Below are 17,680 nucleotides of genomic sequence, written 5' to 3' on the forward strand. Positions count from 1 at the left end.
TTTATAACCAGAATTCAGGTTAAGTAAAATAAGACTTTACGGACTATTTGAGGTTATTTACCGCAAGCAGTTGGGAACTTAAGCGCGCTATAGTAAACTCAACCACACATTTAAGTGCAAGGATATTCTAACATGAGTGAAAAATTTGTTGTTCAATTAAGCGAGCAGTTGGCACCAGGGCATTGGGGCGAAAGTGCGTCACTATCTTTTAACGAACACGGCGCAACGGTTCATTTATCTGAGCAAGAAACATTAAAAAATGTGCAAAAAGCAGGTCGTACTATTGCCAGCCAAGGCATTAAAAGTGTTGTGCTTGAAGGCGATGTTTGGTGTACAGAGAGCCAATGGGCTTTTTACCAAGGCTTTGTATCACCAAAAGTACTAAACGGTGTTGAGTTTGTTGATAACGCACAATCTGATTTAAAAGAACTTGCTGATTTAAAAGCATCGGCAACGTGGGCGCGCGAAATGATCAATGGCACCGCCGATGACATTTACCCAGAAAGCTTGGCTGAAAAAGCCGCTGAATTTATTCAATCACTTGCACCAGAGCATGTTAGCTATCAAATAATAAAAGGCGATGCGCTATTAGAACAGCAGTGGATTGGTATTCATGCCGTTGGTCGTGGTAGTGAGCGTCCGCCAGTATTACTTGAGCTTGATTACAACCCAACTGGCGATGAGAACGCACCGGTAAGCGCAGCACTTGTTGGTAAAGGTATTACGTTTGACTCAGGTGGTTACTCAATTAAACCAAGCGAAGGTATGTTGGGTATGAAGTGCGACATGGGTGGTGCAGCAACGGTAACCGCAGGTTTGGCACTGGCAATTAGCCGTGGCGTAGAAAAGCGTATTAAGTTGTTTTTATGTTGTGCAGAGAACTTAATTTCCGGTCATGCATACAAGCTAGGTGACATTCTTACCTACAAAAATGGCACAACCGTTGAAATTGTAAATACCGATGCTGAAGGGCGTTTAGTATTAGCTGATGGCCTAATGGCCGCAGGTGAGACAGGCGCTCCACTTATTATTGATGCGGCAACCCTTACAGGTGCCGCCCTTGTTGCTGTTGGTCAAGAGTACAACGCATTGTTTGCCCTTGATAAAGAGCTAGTGCGTGAAGTGGAAGACTTTGCGTCACAAGAAATGGAAGCCGCATGGCCATTACCACTTGAAAAGTGGCATCAACAAAACTGCCCATCGCCGTATGCGGATACAGCAAATAGCCGCGCCCAAAAAGGCGGTGGTTTCGGTGGTGCATCTAACGCCGCTGGTTTCTTATCTCGCTTTGTGCCAAACGATGGCAAAGGCTGGGTACACATCGATTTAGCTGCTGCATTTAATATGGGTGGTAGCACAAGTCAATGGGCTTCAGGTGCAACTACACAAGGTATGCGCACCGTAGCACGCACCCTACTTGAAAAGGCATAATCTATTGAGATTACGCATTAGTTAAAAAATAGGTACCTTAGGGTGCCTATTTTTTTATCCGTCAAACAAGCAATTTTGTTTTATTTACGGTAAAATCTTTCGCCATTACGTGTTTGGGCATCTATTTTTATTTAAACCTCGCTCAAATATTATACATACCACTGGGATCCTTATTATGTCAGAAAAGTGCTATATCACGGCTCAACAATTACTTGAAGATTCATTCCGCGTAGCGGCACAAGTGTATAAAGATGGCTTTCGTCCAGATTTTATTATTGGTATATGGCGCGGTGGTGCTCCAATTGGGATAGCGGTTCAGGAATATTATGATTACAAAGGCATAGAAACGGATCACATTGCGGTTCGTACCTCATCTTATTACGGTATTGGTAAGCAATCAAAAGAAATCAAAGTACATGGTTTACACTACATAGTTGAGAACGCAAATGCTGGTGACTCTTTACTGATTGTTGACGATGTTTTTGACTCAGGTCGTAGTATTGTAGCGTTAAAAGAGAAGCTTTCTGAGCTAATGCGTTTAAACTTACCACGTGATATTCGTATTGCTTGTCCATACTACAAGCCAAAAAATTCAAAAGTTGATACAGTGCCTGATTACTACATTCATGAATCTGAAGAATGGTTAGTATTCCCGCATGAATTATCAGGTTTAACGCCGGATGAAATTATTGAAGGTAAATCTGATTTAGCTAAAATCCACGATATTTTACTTGAAAAGTAAACGTGATTTTGCTCAATAAAAAAGGCCTTAATGGCCTTTTTTATTGTCTTTAAAGCTGTGCAAAGCTATCTACATAGTCACTTAATTTAGGAATGTCGACAGCTTGTAGTCCTTGTGTGCTTCTTTGCACTAAGTTTTTCTCTACTAACTCACTCACTACACGCCTGTATGCACGCTCAGTGGTTGCAAAGCGCTCAGCTTCTGCATTTACCGTAGGGTAAGCACGTAATAAAGTGGGATTGTTATTCTCTGCACGTAATAAGCAGTCTTTGGCAATATTGTAGCTCAACGGCAGTAACAGCTTATCTAAATTAATTTTTTGATTTTCTTGAAACTTAGCCGCAATCGTTTGCGCCGTATATAAGCTTAGCTCGGGTTTATCGAGCAATAATGCGCGCCAATGTTTTAATTCAATCAAGTTGTACGTGACATCACTAAAGCAGGTTACCGTGTAAATGCAGGGGTTATTATTAAGTGCTTCAATTTCGCCAATTAGGGTATTGTTACAGTCGAGTTGGCCAAGAAGCAGGCGCCTGCCATTACCTACATCGTAACTAAACGATACAGTTCCACTTCGCACTAACACCAACTTAGTTAACGGTTGGTCTTGCTGTATTAATATTTCTTTTTTTGATTGCTGAAAGCTACTGCCGGCAAACGTCAGCAGTTGATCAACAAGGTAACTGGAAAAATGGTATTGAAACATCAATCATGCTCTTCGGACAATTGTCCTATTTATTACACCTTAATGACGATAGCATTAAGATTAAGAATTTATGCTAACTTGCCCACGCCGTTAATATAATTAACAGCGTTAAATGACCTTCATTCTTCCGTGTAATGATTAAAAATTGTGGTATTAACCAGTATATTTTAAGGTTTTATTGGTAAGTTAGCTTTTTTATTTTAACTACTGCGTAGCGTAGCTTAATAATGTACTAAAATTTAACGCGTAATACTAACCTAAAGCCTAGGAGAGAACAATTGAGTTGGGAATATTTAGGTTATTTAGCATCCGTCTTATTAGTCATATCATTAACCATGACTGATGTAACCAAACTCCGTTGGTTTAATTTATTGGGCTGTATTGCGTTTACTTTTTACGGTGCGGCTATAGGCTCAATGCCGGTGGCTTTTACCAACGGCTTGTTGGCTTTGGTTAATATTTATCACATTATTAAGCTATATCGTCAGTCAAAAGTTGATACAAAAAAGGTTAACGCAAGTTAACCCTTTTTTGTTTTTAATTACTCAGCTTTTCCAGCGTCTTTTTCGTAGCGTAACGTACCCGCAATCCACGTTTGCAGCACCTGAGTTTTGTATAGCTGCTCAATGGGGACTTTAAAGTAGTCTTGATCAACCAGTATAAAGTCAGCCCATTTACCTTGCTCTAAACTCCCTAGCTTAAACTCTTGATGCGCTGCATACGCGCCGCCAAGGGTAAACGCATGTAATGCATCTTCTCTGCTTAACACTTCACTGGCGCGCCAACCATTTTCAGGCAATTTATTATGATCCATACGTGTAATGGCAGAATATAAGCCATCAAACGGATTCGCCAGCTCGACAGGGTAATCAGAACCCGCTGCAATAGTCGACCCCTGCTCTAAGAATGTTTGCCAAGCGTATGCGCCTTTGAGTTGTTTATCGGTTAAACGCTGCTCTGCCATATGCATGTCAGATGTAGCATGCACAGGTTGCATTGATGGAATTATTTTCAGGGTTTTAAAGCGCGGTATATCCTCCGGCGAGACTATTTGTGCATGCTCCATGCGATTACGCAGTAGTATACCACCGGTTTGCTTAAATACATTTTGATAGGCATCGAGCACAATTTTATTTGCTCTATCACCAATTGCGTGGGTATTTGCACTAAACCCGCTTTTAAAAGTGAGTGTAAATAATTGTTCTAGCTTTTGTTGGGTTTCAAGCATTAGGCCAAAGTGGTTTGCTCTGTCTGCGTATTCTTCAATAAGCGCGGCACCGCGTGACCCTAAGGCACCGTCAGCGTAAATTTTTACACTGCGAATAGATAAAAAATCTTGAGCATCTTGATACCGACCCGCTTTAAGCATCATGTTTAAATCTGGGCTTGCTGCACTTAACATCGCTACAATTCTAAGCGGTAATGTACCTAACTCAGCGCGCTGTTTATAAACTTGCCACGTGGTTTTATCAATACCTGCATCGTGTGTTGAGGTAATGCCTAAGCTTAACAAATGTTTACCTGCGGCATCTAATGCATTGCTAACCGATTGCGCAGACGTTGCAGGCATATGCTGGGTAACCAAGGTCTCTGCTTTATCTATAAAAATACCGGTTGGTTTGCCAAACTCGTCTTTTATAATTTCTCCACCTGCTGGGGCTGGTGTGTCAGCATTAATATTGGCAAGTTCTAGTGCTTTTGAATTAACCCAAATGGCGTGACCATCTACTCGCGATAAAATAACAGGGCGGTCGCTGACGATTTTGTCTAAATCAGCAGCGGTAGGGAAACGCGTGTCGGACCATAGCTCTTGGTTCCAGCCCCGACCAATGAGCCAACCTTCTTTACCTTTGGCAAATTCGTTGAGCTTAGCGGTTATTTCATCGACTGATTTTGCACCGCGCACATCAAGCTGTGACAAGTTTTCACCCAGTCCAATTACGTGTCCGTGGGCATCAATGAGCCCTGGTAATAAGGTTTTTCCATTGGCGTCAATTAGGGTTGCGCCCGGGAAGCTATTTTTTAAGCTGTCAGGACCTGTTTTAACTACTTTGCCATCTTTTATAACTAAGGTCGTAAACGTATTTACTTCGCCATGGCGCATTTTTCCTTTGTATAAAGGGGTGTAGCCATTGGCATTATATATTACTTTCGTTTGTGCAATTGCCACACTAGATAAGGCGCAGAGGCTTGCTAGTAATACCGGTTTAATTAATTTATTGAGTTGCATAAGAGGTATGTTGTTATTATTTGTACTATCACAGTAGCAAACTCAAATTTAGAATACCAATAGCATAATTTATTAAGCGTCGTATAAGTCAGCTTTTAGCTAAAGCAAGCAACAAGTTAAGGGTGAAATAGGATGTGTTAACAATAGGAGTTAAACTTTTTCAAGCTTGATATTGTTAACCAAGCTTTAATTGAGTGGGGCTATTTATTTACTGGCGTACAAGCTGTATTCGCTTAATGATAATTGTGCGTCTTTATCACGGTCATAACTGCCAAAACGTGACCATAAAGCAGGATCACTGGCAGCTTCAGGGTAAGTTAAAAAGCCATCTTGGTTGCGGTCAAGTTTTTCAAACTTTTCGGCAATATAACTGCTTGTTGCAAAACTCATACAGCTAAAAACAGTCAGTGTTAGTAAAATAATATTATGAAAAGGCTTCATATAAATGCTCAGTACAGGTTAGTGGTTAAGTAGTTTTTAAACTCAGTTAAAGAAATTCTGTTATCTTGATTTTCATCCCAATTTGAAAATGAGTTTAATAGCTGAGGCTGAGCAGCAAGCTCGCTATGGGTTAAATATCCATCATTATTTTTGTCCAAGTGGTCAAAGCGTTGCTTTACATCAAGTGCGAATGCACTTTGGCTGATAAAAAGTAAAGCACCAATAAAGGGAAGCAGTATTCTCATAGTTGGCGTTCCAAGGTGTATTTTAATTGCTGACAGTATTGAAAGAAAGCACTTGCCATAATTTAACTCCCAACATTAAATCCGTTTACACACTCCCTCAGGGATTATGGCAAGTGCTTTTAACTCTATACTAATAGATTAAACTTGAATCTAAACTTAAGGTTTAAAGTTTTGGAATTCTTTTTTAGAAATCATCTCGTTGTTATCTTTGTCTAAATCGGCAAACTGCTTAAGTAATTGTTTATCTTGCTTTGCCTCAACAAGCGATATTTGGTCATCCATATTTTTATCTAAATGCATAAAACGTACATTTAATGGCGATGCCAGTGCGGTGGCACTAATAGCTAAAAATAGGAGCGAAAAAGCACCAATTAGTTGTTTCATGAATGTACTCCTTTATTTTATAAACAGCTTAAATTCATTTAGAGATATGAGTCCGTTTTCATCGGTGTCTATCTGTGCAAAGTTCTCATGTAATAAAGCATCTTCACCTGCTTCAGCTTCACTTAATGTGCCATTACTGTCTTTGTCTAAACGATTAAATTCAGCATCTACATCAAGAGCGAATAAATGAGTACTGGTTAGGCACAGACCAATAAGTGCAGCGTTCTGTAAATTATTTCTGAACATTCCTTGGCTCTTTTAAAATTAATATTAATGTTTCCATTACAAAAATGATGCCAATATTAATTTTTATTAATAATCAGCGGGTTATGTTTTTTTGTGGTGGTTGGTGCGTAATTTTTACAAGTAACTGTGTGTTTTATGCAACAATTTTGCAGTTATAAGCGTTTAAAATTTTTTAAATCAATTGCTTAACTTGTCGCTATTTTGAGACAGTAGGGGTTTTTATCCTTGATGGTTCAGCGAGTGTATAAGTTGAGCACTTAATAATAGAACGTTAAAAAAATAGCAAAGGACTTTTGTATGCCCGCAGTCATGGCTGAAAAATATAAAGCATTGATAAATTGGCGCCCCAATTTAATTGGCCAATTTGTAATGAGCATGCTGTTGTCGCTGCTGCCCTTATCTATAGTAGTTATTGTGTTTTTAAATGTATTAAATAAGCAATTAGCGGTCACTCAGCAAATTGTGAGTAATAATTACCAAGTAACTAAGTCGTTTAATGTGCTTAAGCAAGAGCTTAATAGTTTAGAAAGGGCAACAAGACAAAACTGGGTATTAAAGAGCGACTCACTCGATAAGCTAATCGTAGATAAATGGCAATCATCATTGCAAAACATCAATGAGCTAAAACAACTTTCAAATAACCAAGCAAATACACACCAATGGCAACGGCTAACGGATACTTTGCAAACGGCGCATACTCAACTTGTGGTTGAAGCGCGTCAACAAGCTGAATTATTTGTGCCAATCAGCGAAATACTAGCGGAGCTAACATTGTGGTTGCGTGAGGAAAATGAAGCCAAAATCACTCAAAACCAAATTAAGCTCACAAATTTACAAGCTTCATTTATAAACTGGTTGGTTGCACTTACGCCTTTAACGCTACTTGTTGGTGGCGGGTTTTTGTGGCGCATAAGCGGGCGCTTAAAAAGCTTAACCTCAGTGATTGATAAATTAGGCCAAGGAGATTGGCAGCAAAAAATATCGGTGCAGGGATCAGCTGAACTCATAGAGTTAGGTAACAAGTTGCAGTGGGTGCAAGCGCAGCTGCATATGTTAGAACAACAAAAAGATACATTTTTACGCCACGTTACTCACGAATTAAAAACCCCTTTGGCTTCTATGGTTGAGGGCACTGAATTACTAGCCGATGAAATCGTTGGCCCCATCAATAACGAGCAAAAAGCGGTACTTGGGCTGATCAGTCAATCGATGGTGAGGCTACGTACTATGATAGACAGTTTATTGAGTTATAACGCCATTCGCACCAGTAAAGACAACGTCAGTGAAGTGGAATTTAATCAGCTAATAAAAAAGGTAAATAACCACTTTGAGCACCGCTTAAATGCGCGAGAACAATCGCTTATTTGGCACAATAGTTTACCTAATATTTCTCTTAGTTTGCCACGGGAGTTAATTGAAATGATTTTAATTCAGTTAATCTCCAATAGCTTAAAGTTTTCTCAGCCAAACCAAGTCGTTACTATTAGCTTGAGTCTAGAAAATAACGGCCTAAATATGCAGGTGGCAGATGAGGGCTGTGGCATTAAAGAGCATGAAAGAGAACATGTTTTTGGGGCGTTTTATCAAGGTAAACATACCAAAGAGATTAGCTTACAAGGCAGTGGTTTAGGCCTTACTATAGTCAAAGAGTCAGTTGAACAGTTACATGGACAACTAAAAATTGAGCATAATGAGCCGCAAGGCTGTCGATTTAACATTGTCATCCCCTATAAAAATAAAGGAGTTAAATAATATGTCTGCGCGTTTAATGGCTATTGTATGGCTAACCAGCAGTCTTGTTTTTTTATCTGGGTGTGAAATAACAAACACTCAAACACAGGGTGAATCAGCATTAAATGTACCCTCTCAGCCAGATAAAAAAACGAATCAGCCAAACCCCAAACCTCGGCCAAAAGCAGAGCCAATATATCCCTCTGCAGCGCAAGTTATTGCTTGGCATGCCAATCAGTGTGGTGGCTTTAAATTAACGCCTGACAATGAAACCTACTTAGGGGAGCAAGCACTGAAAGCGTTTTTTAGTACAGCATGTTTAAAGCTTAGTAGTGACCCCAATACTGTTATGAGTCAATTACTTAAGCTGGATCAGGCGTACTATTGGCCCGATGATATAAAGCACTATTTATGGCTGCAAAAACAGCACGTATTAATGCAAATAGATGCAAAAAAACAACAGCAAGCATTGAACGCCAAAATGCAAAAAACCTTGTCGTCATTAGCCGCAATTGAACAGCAACTTTTACTACGTGAAGAAACCAAGGAGCAGTAACTATGTCAGTCACACTTCCATCAAGTGCTAAAGTTTTACTCGTTGATGATGATGCCAGCTTGCTGCAATTACTGGCAATTCGAATTCAATCAAAGGGTTATGAAGTAACGACCTGTGATAGTGGTATGAACGCATTACAACTACTTAAAAACCAAGTGTTTGATGCGGTGATTACCGATTTAAGAATGGATGAAATGGACGGCATGGCGCTGCACCGACAATTGCAAAACCGCTACCCTGCGTTGCCTGTTATTATGATGACGGCTCATGGATCTATCCCTGATGCGGTAGAGGCCACCAAGCAAGGTATTTTTGCCTTTATCACAAAACCCGTTGATAAAGATGAGCTGTTTGACAGCCTAGCCAAAGCCATTGAGATACATGGGGTTAATAATGATAATATTACTCCGCAAAGTAATATTGTCACCCGCAGTGGCGCTATGCTGCATTTGCTGGAGCAAGTTAAACTATTAGGGCCTACACAAGTTAACGTGCTTATTTCTGGTGCCAGCGGTACCGGTAAAGAGTTGCTTGCGCAGGCGATTCATCAGCATAGCCATGTTAGTGATGGTCCATTTGTGGCAATAAACTGTGGGGCCGTGCCTGGTGAGCTATTAGAATCAGAGCTATTTGGTCATAAAAAAGGGGCATTTACAGGAGCTGTAAAAGATCACCAAGGCCTATTTCAGCAAGCGCAAGGCGGTACCTTATTTTTAGACGAAATTGGTGATATGCCCCTAAATTTACAAGTTAAGTTATTACGTGTGCTACAAGAAAAAACCATTCGCCCAGTGGGCTTTCAAGAAGAAATTCCTATTAATGTGCGAATTGTTTCTGCAACCCACAAAAACCTGCCTGAAGCGATTAGTAATCAACAGTTTAGAGAAGATTTATACTACCGGTTAAACGTCGTAAACTTAAAGTTGCCCCCGCTGTGTGAACGCCGTGAAGATATTAGCTTATTAGCCAACTTTTTTAGTGCCAACATCGCAAAGCGTATGGAGCAAAAAGAAAAGCGCTTTGCAAACGATGCCATGCATGCCCTAGTAAGGTATGATTGGCCAGGTAATATACGTCAATTACAAAATGTAGTGGAGCAGGTGGTTGCGTTGACTCCTAGTGAGGTTATATCTGAACATTTAGTGCTTAGTGCCCTAAACAGTAATGAAAGCAACGTTGAGCCATTATCACTTAATGAAGCTAAAAAAGAATTTGAACGAGACTATGTAATTAATACCCTGAAAATGGCAGGGGGCAATGTGGCAGAAGGCGCCAAACTTGCCAAGCGTAATCGTTCTGATTTTTATAAGTTGATTAAAAAGCATGAGATTGACGTAGATAGTTTAATTTAATTTGGTTTTTAAAAGGAAGTGAGCATGCAGTTATTCATGGTGTATTTAGGTGGGCGTATTCAAGGTTGCCACATAGAAATGCACGACGTACGTTTTGTGGTAGGCCAAAATATTGAGCAAACCTATACCAAATTAAAAGGCCAATGGGTGGGTGATAAAAACAGTGTACACATGGATAGCTACATGGCGGTTAATCACATTGATGGTTATAAAATCGAGGTAGTTGATAGTTATGTAGAGCAAAATAAGCAACTTTATTTTGTTAACTTAGGTGCTTACAGAAGCGACTCACTAGCAGAGCAACACGACTTTGCTTTGTATGTTGCCAGCAGTAGTGAAGAAGCAAAACAGCGCGCTAAAAATGACTTATTAGCAGGGCTGAGCCATCTACATAAAGATGATTTACATGACGTTGATGACTGCTTTGCGATTGATTTACTCGATAGTCAGCTTAATATTAAACTAACCCCAAGTGGTCAAGCACAAACAATTAAACCTGACTGGTTTGGTTATCATGTATTATAATAAATGAGGATTTATTAAGTTTATTAGGATGTTGTGTGAAAAAGTATGCGTTTATACTTTTGCTAGTTGGCTTAAGTGGCTGTAAATCACTGTCGGGTTTACCGCCCGTTGTTGATTTAAATAAACTGGTAAAGCAAGTAAAAAACGATCCTACTGACGTGGTTGCAATTCACAAGCAAGCACAAAAAACACACCGTTCTATTAAGGCACAGGTTGGTAGCGTAAAACAGCTTTTAGCCGCATTAGAAAGCGTTGTTGGGCGCAAGTGGGGTAAACAAAACACTCAGCAACCTAGTGCCAAAAAATACGTAAAATACAGTAATGATTACCAAGCGCGTGCCATTATTGATTTTGAGCAAGGCACTGTAAAAGTAGAAACCATCGCGTTAAAAAATACAATAAGCTTGTTACAGCAGGCCATTGTTATGACCTTACTGACCTCCAGCAACCCCGATAAAACCGATATTTTTACCAGCGAAGCGCCAATTTTAGAAGGCGAGCCGTTTTTATACCAACAAGTGCTCGATCAAGATAAGTTACCCATAAAATATAGCTGGCGTGCTAATCGATTTGCGCGTTATTTAGTAAATAATAATTTAAAAAAGCAACGTCAATATGGGCACGTTATTTCGTCGGTTAGTTTTGATTTAGTGGAGCAAAACACCCATTTAAGAAAACAAAAATACAGTGACTATGTGCTGGCGGCTGCAAAAAAATATCAAATATCGGCAGCACTTATTTATGCCATTATTGAAACCGAAAGTAGCTTTAATCCACATGCGGTGAGCTCATCAAACGCCTATGGATTAATGCAAGTGATCCCGGCTACCGCAGGGCGCGATGTATACCAAAAAATAAAAAAAGTACCTGGGCAGCCAACCAAAGCAGTATTGTTTAATCCAAAACATAACATTGATATTGGCAGCGCCTATTTAAGTATTTTAAAAAATAACTACTTAAACAAAATTAGTACCGACAAAAGTAAGCACTTTGCCATGATCTCGTCTTATAACGGCGGGGCGGGTAATGTACTGCGTATATTTAATAAAAATAGAAGTGTGGCGTTTTCACAAATAAATCAGCTTACTGCAAGCCAGTTTTATAACATTCTCACCACTAAGCACTCACGTGCGGAATCAAGACGCTATTTATATAAAGTCACTAAAGCAGAAAAAAACTATCAGTAACTTATTTACTCATCATTTTCTTGTTGTTCACTTTTAGCTGCCATTTTAAAGGCCACTATCACTAAGCCAAACATAGCAAATGGAATCGCGGCTAATAGGTATTCGACCAGATGACTGTCTTGAAAATTAGCTTGCAGCAAGAAATGCCCCGCAACACACATAATAATAACCACCAAAAGGATGGGCAGTAACCTAAGTTCTTTTTTTGCTGAGTGTTTTTTCATTAGTTAAGGTGAGTTGAGGTATAAAAAAATAATGCGCTATTGTAATGAGCTTACTAAAGCTTGGCAAACAACACTGATTTTTATATTGCGATTAGGTATGATTAACATCAAAGAAAACCTTAAAAGTAGTGGTTGGGAATAAAGTGCAACAAAGCTTAAAGCAAGTTTACCTAGTGGGCGGAGCAGTACGAGATAAACTGCTTAACATACAATCAAAAGATAACGATTACGTTGTTATTGGTGAAACGCCAGAGGTTATGGAAGCGCTTGGCTTTTTACCCATTGGCAGCGATTTTCCCGTTTACTTACACCCAAACACTAAAGAAGAATATGCACTAGGGCGCACTGAGCGTAAAAGTGGTAAAGGTTATACCGGCTTTGTAGTGGATGCGAGCCCCAATGTTACGCTTGAAGAAGACTTAGCACGCCGAGATTTAACCATAAATTCTATGGCACTAGATGAAAACGGCACTGTTATTGACCCGTTTAATGGTCAAGCTGATTTAAAAAATAAAATACTGCGCCACACCACACACGCATTTGTAGAAGACCCGGTTCGGGTATTACGTATTGCCCGTTTTTTAGCCCGTTATGGTAGTGAATGGTCTATTCATCCAAGTACTACTGCATTAATGCATGAGCTTAAAAATAAAGGCGAGCTGGAACATTTAGTGCCAGAGCGAGTATGGCTTGAAACAGAAAAAGCGCTTGGCGAAAAACACCCCGAGCTTTATTTTCAAGCATTAGATGGGTTAGGTATTTTTCCTGAAATAGAACTGATGAAAAACACCCCGCAGCCTGCAAATCATCATCCCGAGGGCGATGTGTTTGTCCATACTATGCTAGTGCTTAGACGAGCAGCCGATTTAGGCTTTAACCTAGAAACCCGGTTTGCTGCTTTAACCCATGACTTTGGTAAAGCGCTAAGCTATAAAAAACGCGGTAATTTACGCGGCCATGAACGTGAAGGGGTTGCTGTAGTTGAGGCCTTTTGTGAACGTTTAAAAGTACCTAATCGCTTTCGTGATATCGGCGTGCTCACCAGTGATAACCATACCCTTTGCCACACACTTGAACAATTAAGGCCGCAAACCATTCATAAATTAATCGTCACTAATTTAAATGCACTAGTGCACCCAGAGCGTTTTATTGCCTTTACTCAAGCGTGCCAGTGTGATGCACAAGGACGAGGCGAAACGCTGGTGGATAAGCCCTATCCACAAGCCGCTAAATTACGTGCTATTCACAATGAACTACAAAAAATGGATAAAAAGCAGATAGTGCAAGACGCGCTTAAAAGCGGCAAAAAGGGCCCCGAAATAGGCGAAACGGTCAAACAGGCAGAAATAGACTGCATTAAAGCGTTTTTAAACACTAACACTCCCAAGGTCACTTAAACTGATTGTAATATTGCATTAAGTCATTTTTAAACGTCCTTGCTATAACTAGGACGTTTCAGCCTTTTTTGCTCGTCACTTTTACCAAATAGCGATACAATTGAGTTTGCTTATCATTCTTAATAGTGAAAGCTGCATATCCATAATTGTATTTATCTTAAAAGGAGTTAATTTAATGACACCAGAACAAATTAACGCAAAATTAGCGATAAGCGAAGCTGAAAAAAAACGAGTTCTTGAAGATGAGTTTGAAAAACACTCATCTAAACCCTTTGATATTTTTAAGGGATTATTTGGCAGTTTTGCTTATATCGCATTTGTTTCATTGATGTTCCCAGACGTATTAGCTCAGCCTAGTTTTTATCTGTTGTTACTACTTATCTTAACTATAAAAGTTGAGGCGCAAGCAAAGGTGCAGCAAGCGCATAAGCGTATGGATACTTTGTATCGCTTGTTAAAAAAAGAGGCATAGCTTCTAGGGAACCTTTAGTTATTAAGTGGCAAGCTCACAGTAAATACCACCCCATTACCTTGCTCATTATTGTGCGCCGTTACTGTACCTTTGTGGTAATCACACACCAGTCTGACAATATAAAGTCCTAAGCCTAAATGCGGTTGTTGCTGCATTTGCTGGCTGCGCACCGAAACCATAGAATCAAAAATATGTTCAGTAAGCCCCTCAGGCAATAAAGTACCTGTATTACTTACCGTTAATGTTGCTTTGTTTTCGCTTTGCTTCAGACTGACTTCAATCGCGGTCTTGGCTTCACTAAATTCCAAGGCATTATTTATTAGCTTATCGAGCAGTTGCGCTATAAATTCAGGGGCACCTTGCATTGGCAGTGTGCATTGGCAAATGTTGAGTGTAAATAACTGGTTAGGATAAGTAAGTTGGTAGCCCTGCATACAGCCACTAATTACTTTTTGTAAATCAAACGGCTCTGGCTCATTACTTTGAATGCTTTGCTCAAGTCGGGTTGCTTCACTCATAGTGGTAATTATTTTCCCTAAACGCTCAACTCCTTCACTGGCACGCTCAAGGTATTTTTGACTCAGTTCACTTTGCTGCAAGCTTTGTAAGTTCTCAAGTGATGAACGTACAACCGCAACCGGCGTGCGCAGCTCATGAGATAAGCGCGACGACATATTTTCTAAATAATCGGTATAGCCACCAAGTCGGCTCACTATATTTGAAAAGCTACGCGATAAATCGCCAATTTCGTCATTGGCATCGCTGTAATTTATATGGCCTGTTACCCGCCCTTGTGCATCAATGGCTTGCTCTGCTGTATCGCGTAGTCGCCTAATACGGCTCGATATACGTGAGGCAAAAAAGAACAAAGTGACTGTGCCAATTAACATGACCGCTAAAATCACATTAAACAGTTTTTCCAGCGATTTATTACGCAGTGTGCGCACGCCATTGGTGGTTTCTTCGGCTATAACTGCGCCAATAACCTTATCCTCAATCCAAATAGGATACGCGGCCGATAAAATCACTGCTTTATTGTCGGGGGTGAGTCGCCACGACGATGCGGGTTGGCCTTTGAGTGCTTTGGCTAAATGAGTACCTTGCATTGAAGCAACATCGTGTAAGGTATCTATAAATTCATCTTCAGGACGGGTTAAAATTTTATAATACAAAGGATGTAAATAGGCCTGTTCAAAGCGCTGCCACGCAGTTTTTGGCGCTTGATTTTTTAGCCCATCGGCCCATACACCATCGGCATTTTGAATACTGCCCGATTGCGCTAAAACACGGTGATGATTATCGACCACCCAAATGCGACTGCCGCTGTGGCCCATGCCTTTTAATATACGGTTTATTTCAGGGGAGGGCACCAGTACTGAGCCTAAATCATTTGGGTTATTTAAGTTGGATGTAGACATGATATTAGGTGTTTGGCTTGGCTGTTTACTATCAACATCAGCAATGGCAAACCCCAGTTTATTGCCAAGCATACTCAAAGGAAAGCGCAGCTCAAGGTTGTAACCTGTTTCAGTTTGTTTAAAAAAGCCCTGAATTTTAGTAAAAGGCATTTTACTGTAGGCATCAAATGCGTTGACCCAGCCATCTTGGCGCGGAGCAATAATATAAGTATTAAATTGTCCATCAGGATTTTTTAGGCCAATTTTTATGTAATCGTTATTGGTAATGCTGAGGCTGTTTTTAGCACGGTAAATTACAGTGTCATCTGTGACTTTAAATACAGCATATAAGTAATTATCAAACTTACCTACCATATGGCTAAATGATAAGTTGCTCAGTTGATGGTTATCATTGGCTGTTTGTAAGTAGCGTTTATCATAAAGCCAAAACAGCGATTGATAAGCGTCCCAGTCGTTGAGTTTGCCATCGAGTTGAATCGGGCTTTTTAAATTATAAGCATAGAGATCGCGACCTTTTACAACTTGATCTAAAAAGTTGGTTTGTTCGTCAAATAAAGCGGGGCGTTCATGCAGGGCCGTGGCCAGTGCGCGTGTAGTGCCTACGAGCGTTTTTTCTTGGCCTTGGCGTAAAAACTTTTCCATTTCCCATACGTATTCGTAGCCTAACCATGGCAACAAAAACAAAAAGCATGAAAGTAGAATAAATTTACTGCGTAGGCCAAATCTTAGCATGTGGGTTGCTCCCACCTGTAACCCATGCCATACACGGTATCAATGCAGTCAAACTGGCTATCGAGTGCTATAAACTTTTTGCGAATGCGTTTTACATGAGAGGTAATGGTGCTGTCGTCTACATAAATTTTAGCATCGCTCATTAACTCATTACGGCTTTTAACGTGGCCAGGTCGTTGGGCGAGTGAATGCAGCATCCAAAACTCAGTTACGGTTAAATCAACCAACTGTTGCTGCCAAAGCACCTGCATGCGTTGCGTGTCGAGTGTTAGTTGACCGCGAATTATTAATGCGTTGGCATCGGCGGGTTGCTCTAATGCTTCCATGCGGCGAAATAACGCACCAATACGCGCGGCTAAATGCGCTAAGCTAATATCTTTGGTTAAGTAGTCATCGGCGCCCATGCGCAGGCCGCATACGGTGTCTATTTCGCTGTCGCGAGCGGTTAAAAAAATAATTGGTAAGGTTTTAGAAAGTGAACGCAGTGTTTGGCACAGTAAAAAGCCGCCATCTATTTCATGGCCTAAGCCAATATCAACAATGGCTAAATCGGGGAGTGCTTCTTTAAAAGCTACTTCTGCTTGAGGGCGGTTTTCATAACCACTTACCTGATAGCCTTGAGCGCTTAGCATTTCTATGTAGTTTTCGCGAATGGCGGTTTCATCTTCAACGATAGCTATTTTTTTCATTTTTTAATTACTCATATTGACTTAGGCGCACTATAGCGAAGTTTTTGCGCTAAGTAAGGTTAAAAACACAATTGCCATTTTTTTGCCACAATTGCTCAGCAGTTTGCCATTTTTACTCCCCTTTATTGCCACTTCATGGTGTTTTAATACAGCTATTGAAATTACCAATACAACGCAAGTGCCAACCAATAGCTTGCCAACCATTATTAATAGTAAGGAATAGACCATGAAGAAAACATTAATCGCACTCACACTTGTTAGCACTTTTTGTACGCCAGTATTTGCTGCGGATACCCCATCAAAAGAAGCAAAAAAAGAAACAATTGTTGGCCTGAGCACCGGTGCCATTATTGGTGGTGTTGTTGGTGGGCCTATTGGCGCGTTTGTAGGCGCATTTGCTGGTGGCTTAATTGGCGATGCCAAGGTGGCTGAGCAAACCATTGCTGAGCAGCAGCAAGCTTTAACTGTAATGGCAGAGAAAACCAACGACTACCAGCACGTACTTAATCATAACAGCCACCTAGAGGCGCAACTTGAACTACTGACGCAGCAAAATGAGCAACTAACGCAATCACAGCTTAATAATTTATTGGCGATGACAGTGCAATTTAAAACTGGATCTAGCGATATTGCTCCTCATTTTGCCAAGCAGCTTGATCAATTAGTTGCGTTATTAAAAAGCCAGCCGCAACTCGCACTCGATTTAAGTGGCTTTGCCGATCAGCGCGGTGAAGAGCAAGCAAATTTATTACTTTCAAAAGCCAGAGTAAACGCCGTACAAAGTTACTTAATTAAACAGGGAGTAAGCCATACACGTTTAAGCGCACAAGCATTTGGCGAGCAACAAAGCATAGCAAACAGTAACACCCTTGAAGATAACTTTTTTGACAGACGCGTTACTCTCACTACTCGTGCGTTAAATCAGTCAAGTAATCAAACAGCAAGCAATTAATCGCAAGGCGTTCGATGGAG

20 protein-coding genes are annotated in these 17,680 nt (G+C 40.4%); 11 read left to right on the forward strand and 9 right to left on the reverse strand.

Annotation, left to right across the window (positions count from 1 at the left end; translation table 11 throughout):
• The first annotated feature begins 132 nt into the window (after positions 1-132).
• The gene (gene pepB, locus CWC30_RS02395; RefSeq protein WP_138626326.1) at positions 133-1,431 is read left to right on the forward strand and encodes an aminopeptidase PepB; all 1,299 of its coding nucleotides are present in this window, start codon (positions 133-135) and stop codon (positions 1,429-1,431) included.
• A 175-nt stretch (positions 1,432-1,606) separates the two neighbouring features.
• Positions 1,607-2,173, forward strand: coding sequence for a phosphoribosyltransferase (locus tag CWC30_RS02400; protein WP_008111161.1), 567 nt, complete (start codon positions 1,607-1,609; stop codon positions 2,171-2,173).
• A 49-nt stretch (positions 2,174-2,222) separates the two neighbouring features.
• Here CWC30_RS02400 and CWC30_RS02405 read toward each other — a convergent pair whose 3' ends face one another.
• The gene (locus tag CWC30_RS02405) at positions 2,223-2,879 is read right to left on the reverse strand and encodes a Crp/Fnr family transcriptional regulator (RefSeq protein WP_013465733.1); all 657 of its coding nucleotides are present in this window, start codon (positions 2,877-2,879) and stop codon (positions 2,223-2,225) included.
• Between the two features lie 278 nt (positions 2,880-3,157).
• Here CWC30_RS02405 and CWC30_RS02410 point away from each other — a divergent pair, with 278 nt between their 5' ends.
• Entirely contained in the window at positions 3,158-3,403 is a 246-nt protein-coding gene (locus tag CWC30_RS02410; RefSeq protein ID WP_069440154.1) for a YgjV family protein, read from the forward strand.
• A gap of 17 nt (positions 3,404-3,420) precedes the next feature.
• On the opposite strand, the gene CWC30_RS02415 is transcribed toward CWC30_RS02410, so the two are convergent.
• The 5 genes from CWC30_RS02415 to CWC30_RS02435 form a co-directional block, all read right to left on the reverse strand.
• Entirely contained in the window at positions 3,421-5,109 is a 1,689-nt protein-coding gene (locus tag CWC30_RS02415; protein ID WP_138626327.1) for an amidohydrolase, read from the reverse strand.
• Between the two features lie 204 nt (positions 5,110-5,313).
• Positions 5,314-5,550 carry a calcium-binding protein gene (locus CWC30_RS02420; protein ID WP_036981474.1) on the reverse strand — a complete coding sequence of 79 codons (237 nt, stop codon included), beginning with the start codon at positions 5,548-5,550 and terminating at the stop codon, positions 5,314-5,316.
• Between the two features lie 8 nt (positions 5,551-5,558).
• Positions 5,559-5,795 (reverse strand): EF-hand domain-containing protein, encoded by a 237-nt coding sequence (locus CWC30_RS02425; protein WP_010387655.1) that lies wholly within the window; start codon positions 5,793-5,795, stop codon positions 5,559-5,561.
• Between the two features lie 156 nt (positions 5,796-5,951).
• Positions 5,952-6,179: a hypothetical protein gene (locus CWC30_RS02430; RefSeq protein ID WP_024602367.1), complete on the reverse strand. Its 228-nt coding sequence runs from the start codon at positions 6,177-6,179 to the stop codon at positions 5,952-5,954.
• A 12-nt stretch (positions 6,180-6,191) separates the two neighbouring features.
• A complete protein-coding gene (locus CWC30_RS02435; RefSeq protein WP_036981479.1) occupies positions 6,192-6,425 on the reverse strand; it encodes an EF-hand domain-containing protein in 234 nt (77 codons plus the stop codon).
• A gap of 297 nt (positions 6,426-6,722) precedes the next feature.
• Here CWC30_RS02435 and CWC30_RS02440 point away from each other — a divergent pair, with 297 nt between their 5' ends.
• From CWC30_RS02440 to CWC30_RS02460, 5 genes are read left to right on the forward strand one after another with little or no spacing between them, the layout of a single operon-like run.
• Complete coding sequence (locus CWC30_RS02440; protein WP_138626328.1) at positions 6,723-8,177, forward strand: HAMP domain-containing sensor histidine kinase; 1,455 nt, start codon at positions 6,723-6,725, stop codon at positions 8,175-8,177.
• Between the two features lies 1 nt (position 8,178).
• Entirely contained in the window at positions 8,179-8,712 is a 534-nt protein-coding gene (locus CWC30_RS02445) for a hypothetical protein (protein ID WP_138626329.1), read from the forward strand.
• Positions 8,713-8,714: 2 nt separating this feature from the next.
• A complete protein-coding gene (locus tag CWC30_RS02450) occupies positions 8,715-10,064 on the forward strand; it encodes a sigma 54-interacting transcriptional regulator (protein WP_138626330.1) in 1,350 nt (449 codons plus the stop codon).
• 24 nt (positions 10,065-10,088) lie between these two features.
• Positions 10,089-10,589 carry a DUF1543 domain-containing protein gene (locus tag CWC30_RS02455; protein ID WP_138626331.1) on the forward strand — a complete coding sequence of 167 codons (501 nt, stop codon included), beginning with the start codon at positions 10,089-10,091 and terminating at the stop codon, positions 10,587-10,589.
• A gap of 35 nt (positions 10,590-10,624) precedes the next feature.
• Positions 10,625-11,776, forward strand: a complete 1,152-nt coding sequence (locus CWC30_RS02460; protein WP_138626332.1) for a murein transglycosylase domain-containing protein — start codon at positions 10,625-10,627, stop codon at positions 11,774-11,776.
• A 5-nt stretch (positions 11,777-11,781) separates the two neighbouring features.
• Here the strand turns inward: CWC30_RS02460 and CWC30_RS02465 are convergent, their stop codons facing one another.
• The gene (locus CWC30_RS02465; protein ID WP_138626333.1) at positions 11,782-12,000 is read right to left on the reverse strand and encodes a hypothetical protein; all 219 of its coding nucleotides are present in this window, start codon (positions 11,998-12,000) and stop codon (positions 11,782-11,784) included.
• A gap of 143 nt (positions 12,001-12,143) precedes the next feature.
• Between CWC30_RS02465 and CWC30_RS02470 the strand changes: the two genes are divergently transcribed.
• Positions 12,144-13,397, forward strand: a complete 1,254-nt coding sequence (locus CWC30_RS02470; RefSeq protein WP_138626334.1) for a multifunctional CCA addition/repair protein — start codon at positions 12,144-12,146, stop codon at positions 13,395-13,397.
• Positions 13,398-13,572: 175 nt separating this feature from the next.
• Positions 13,573-13,869, forward strand: a complete 297-nt coding sequence (locus tag CWC30_RS02475) for a hypothetical protein (RefSeq protein WP_138606914.1) — start codon at positions 13,573-13,575, stop codon at positions 13,867-13,869.
• A gap of 14 nt (positions 13,870-13,883) precedes the next feature.
• Here CWC30_RS02475 and pdsS read toward each other — a convergent pair whose 3' ends face one another.
• Positions 13,884-16,019: a proteobacterial dedicated sortase system histidine kinase gene (gene pdsS / locus CWC30_RS02480; protein ID WP_138626335.1), complete on the reverse strand. Its 2,136-nt coding sequence runs from the start codon at positions 16,017-16,019 to the stop codon at positions 13,884-13,886.
• Positions 16,013-16,708, reverse strand: a complete 696-nt coding sequence (pdsR, locus tag CWC30_RS02485) for a proteobacterial dedicated sortase system response regulator (RefSeq protein ID WP_008111124.1) — start codon at positions 16,706-16,708, stop codon at positions 16,013-16,015. Before pdsR ends, pdsS begins: the two co-directional genes overlap by 7 nt.
• Positions 16,709-16,934: 226 nt before the next feature.
• Here pdsR and pdsO point away from each other — a divergent pair, with 226 nt between their 5' ends.
• The gene (pdsO, locus tag CWC30_RS02495; RefSeq protein WP_138626337.1) at positions 16,935-17,660 is read left to right on the forward strand and encodes a sortase-associated OmpA-like protein PdsO; all 726 of its coding nucleotides are present in this window, start codon (positions 16,935-16,937) and stop codon (positions 17,658-17,660) included.
• The last annotated feature ends 20 nt before the right edge of the window (positions 17,661-17,680 follow it).

It is taken from the genome of Pseudoalteromonas sp. S4741, assembly GCF_005886135.1.
GTDB classification, from domain to species: Bacteria; Pseudomonadota; Gammaproteobacteria; order Enterobacterales; family Alteromonadaceae; genus Pseudoalteromonas; species Pseudoalteromonas tetraodonis.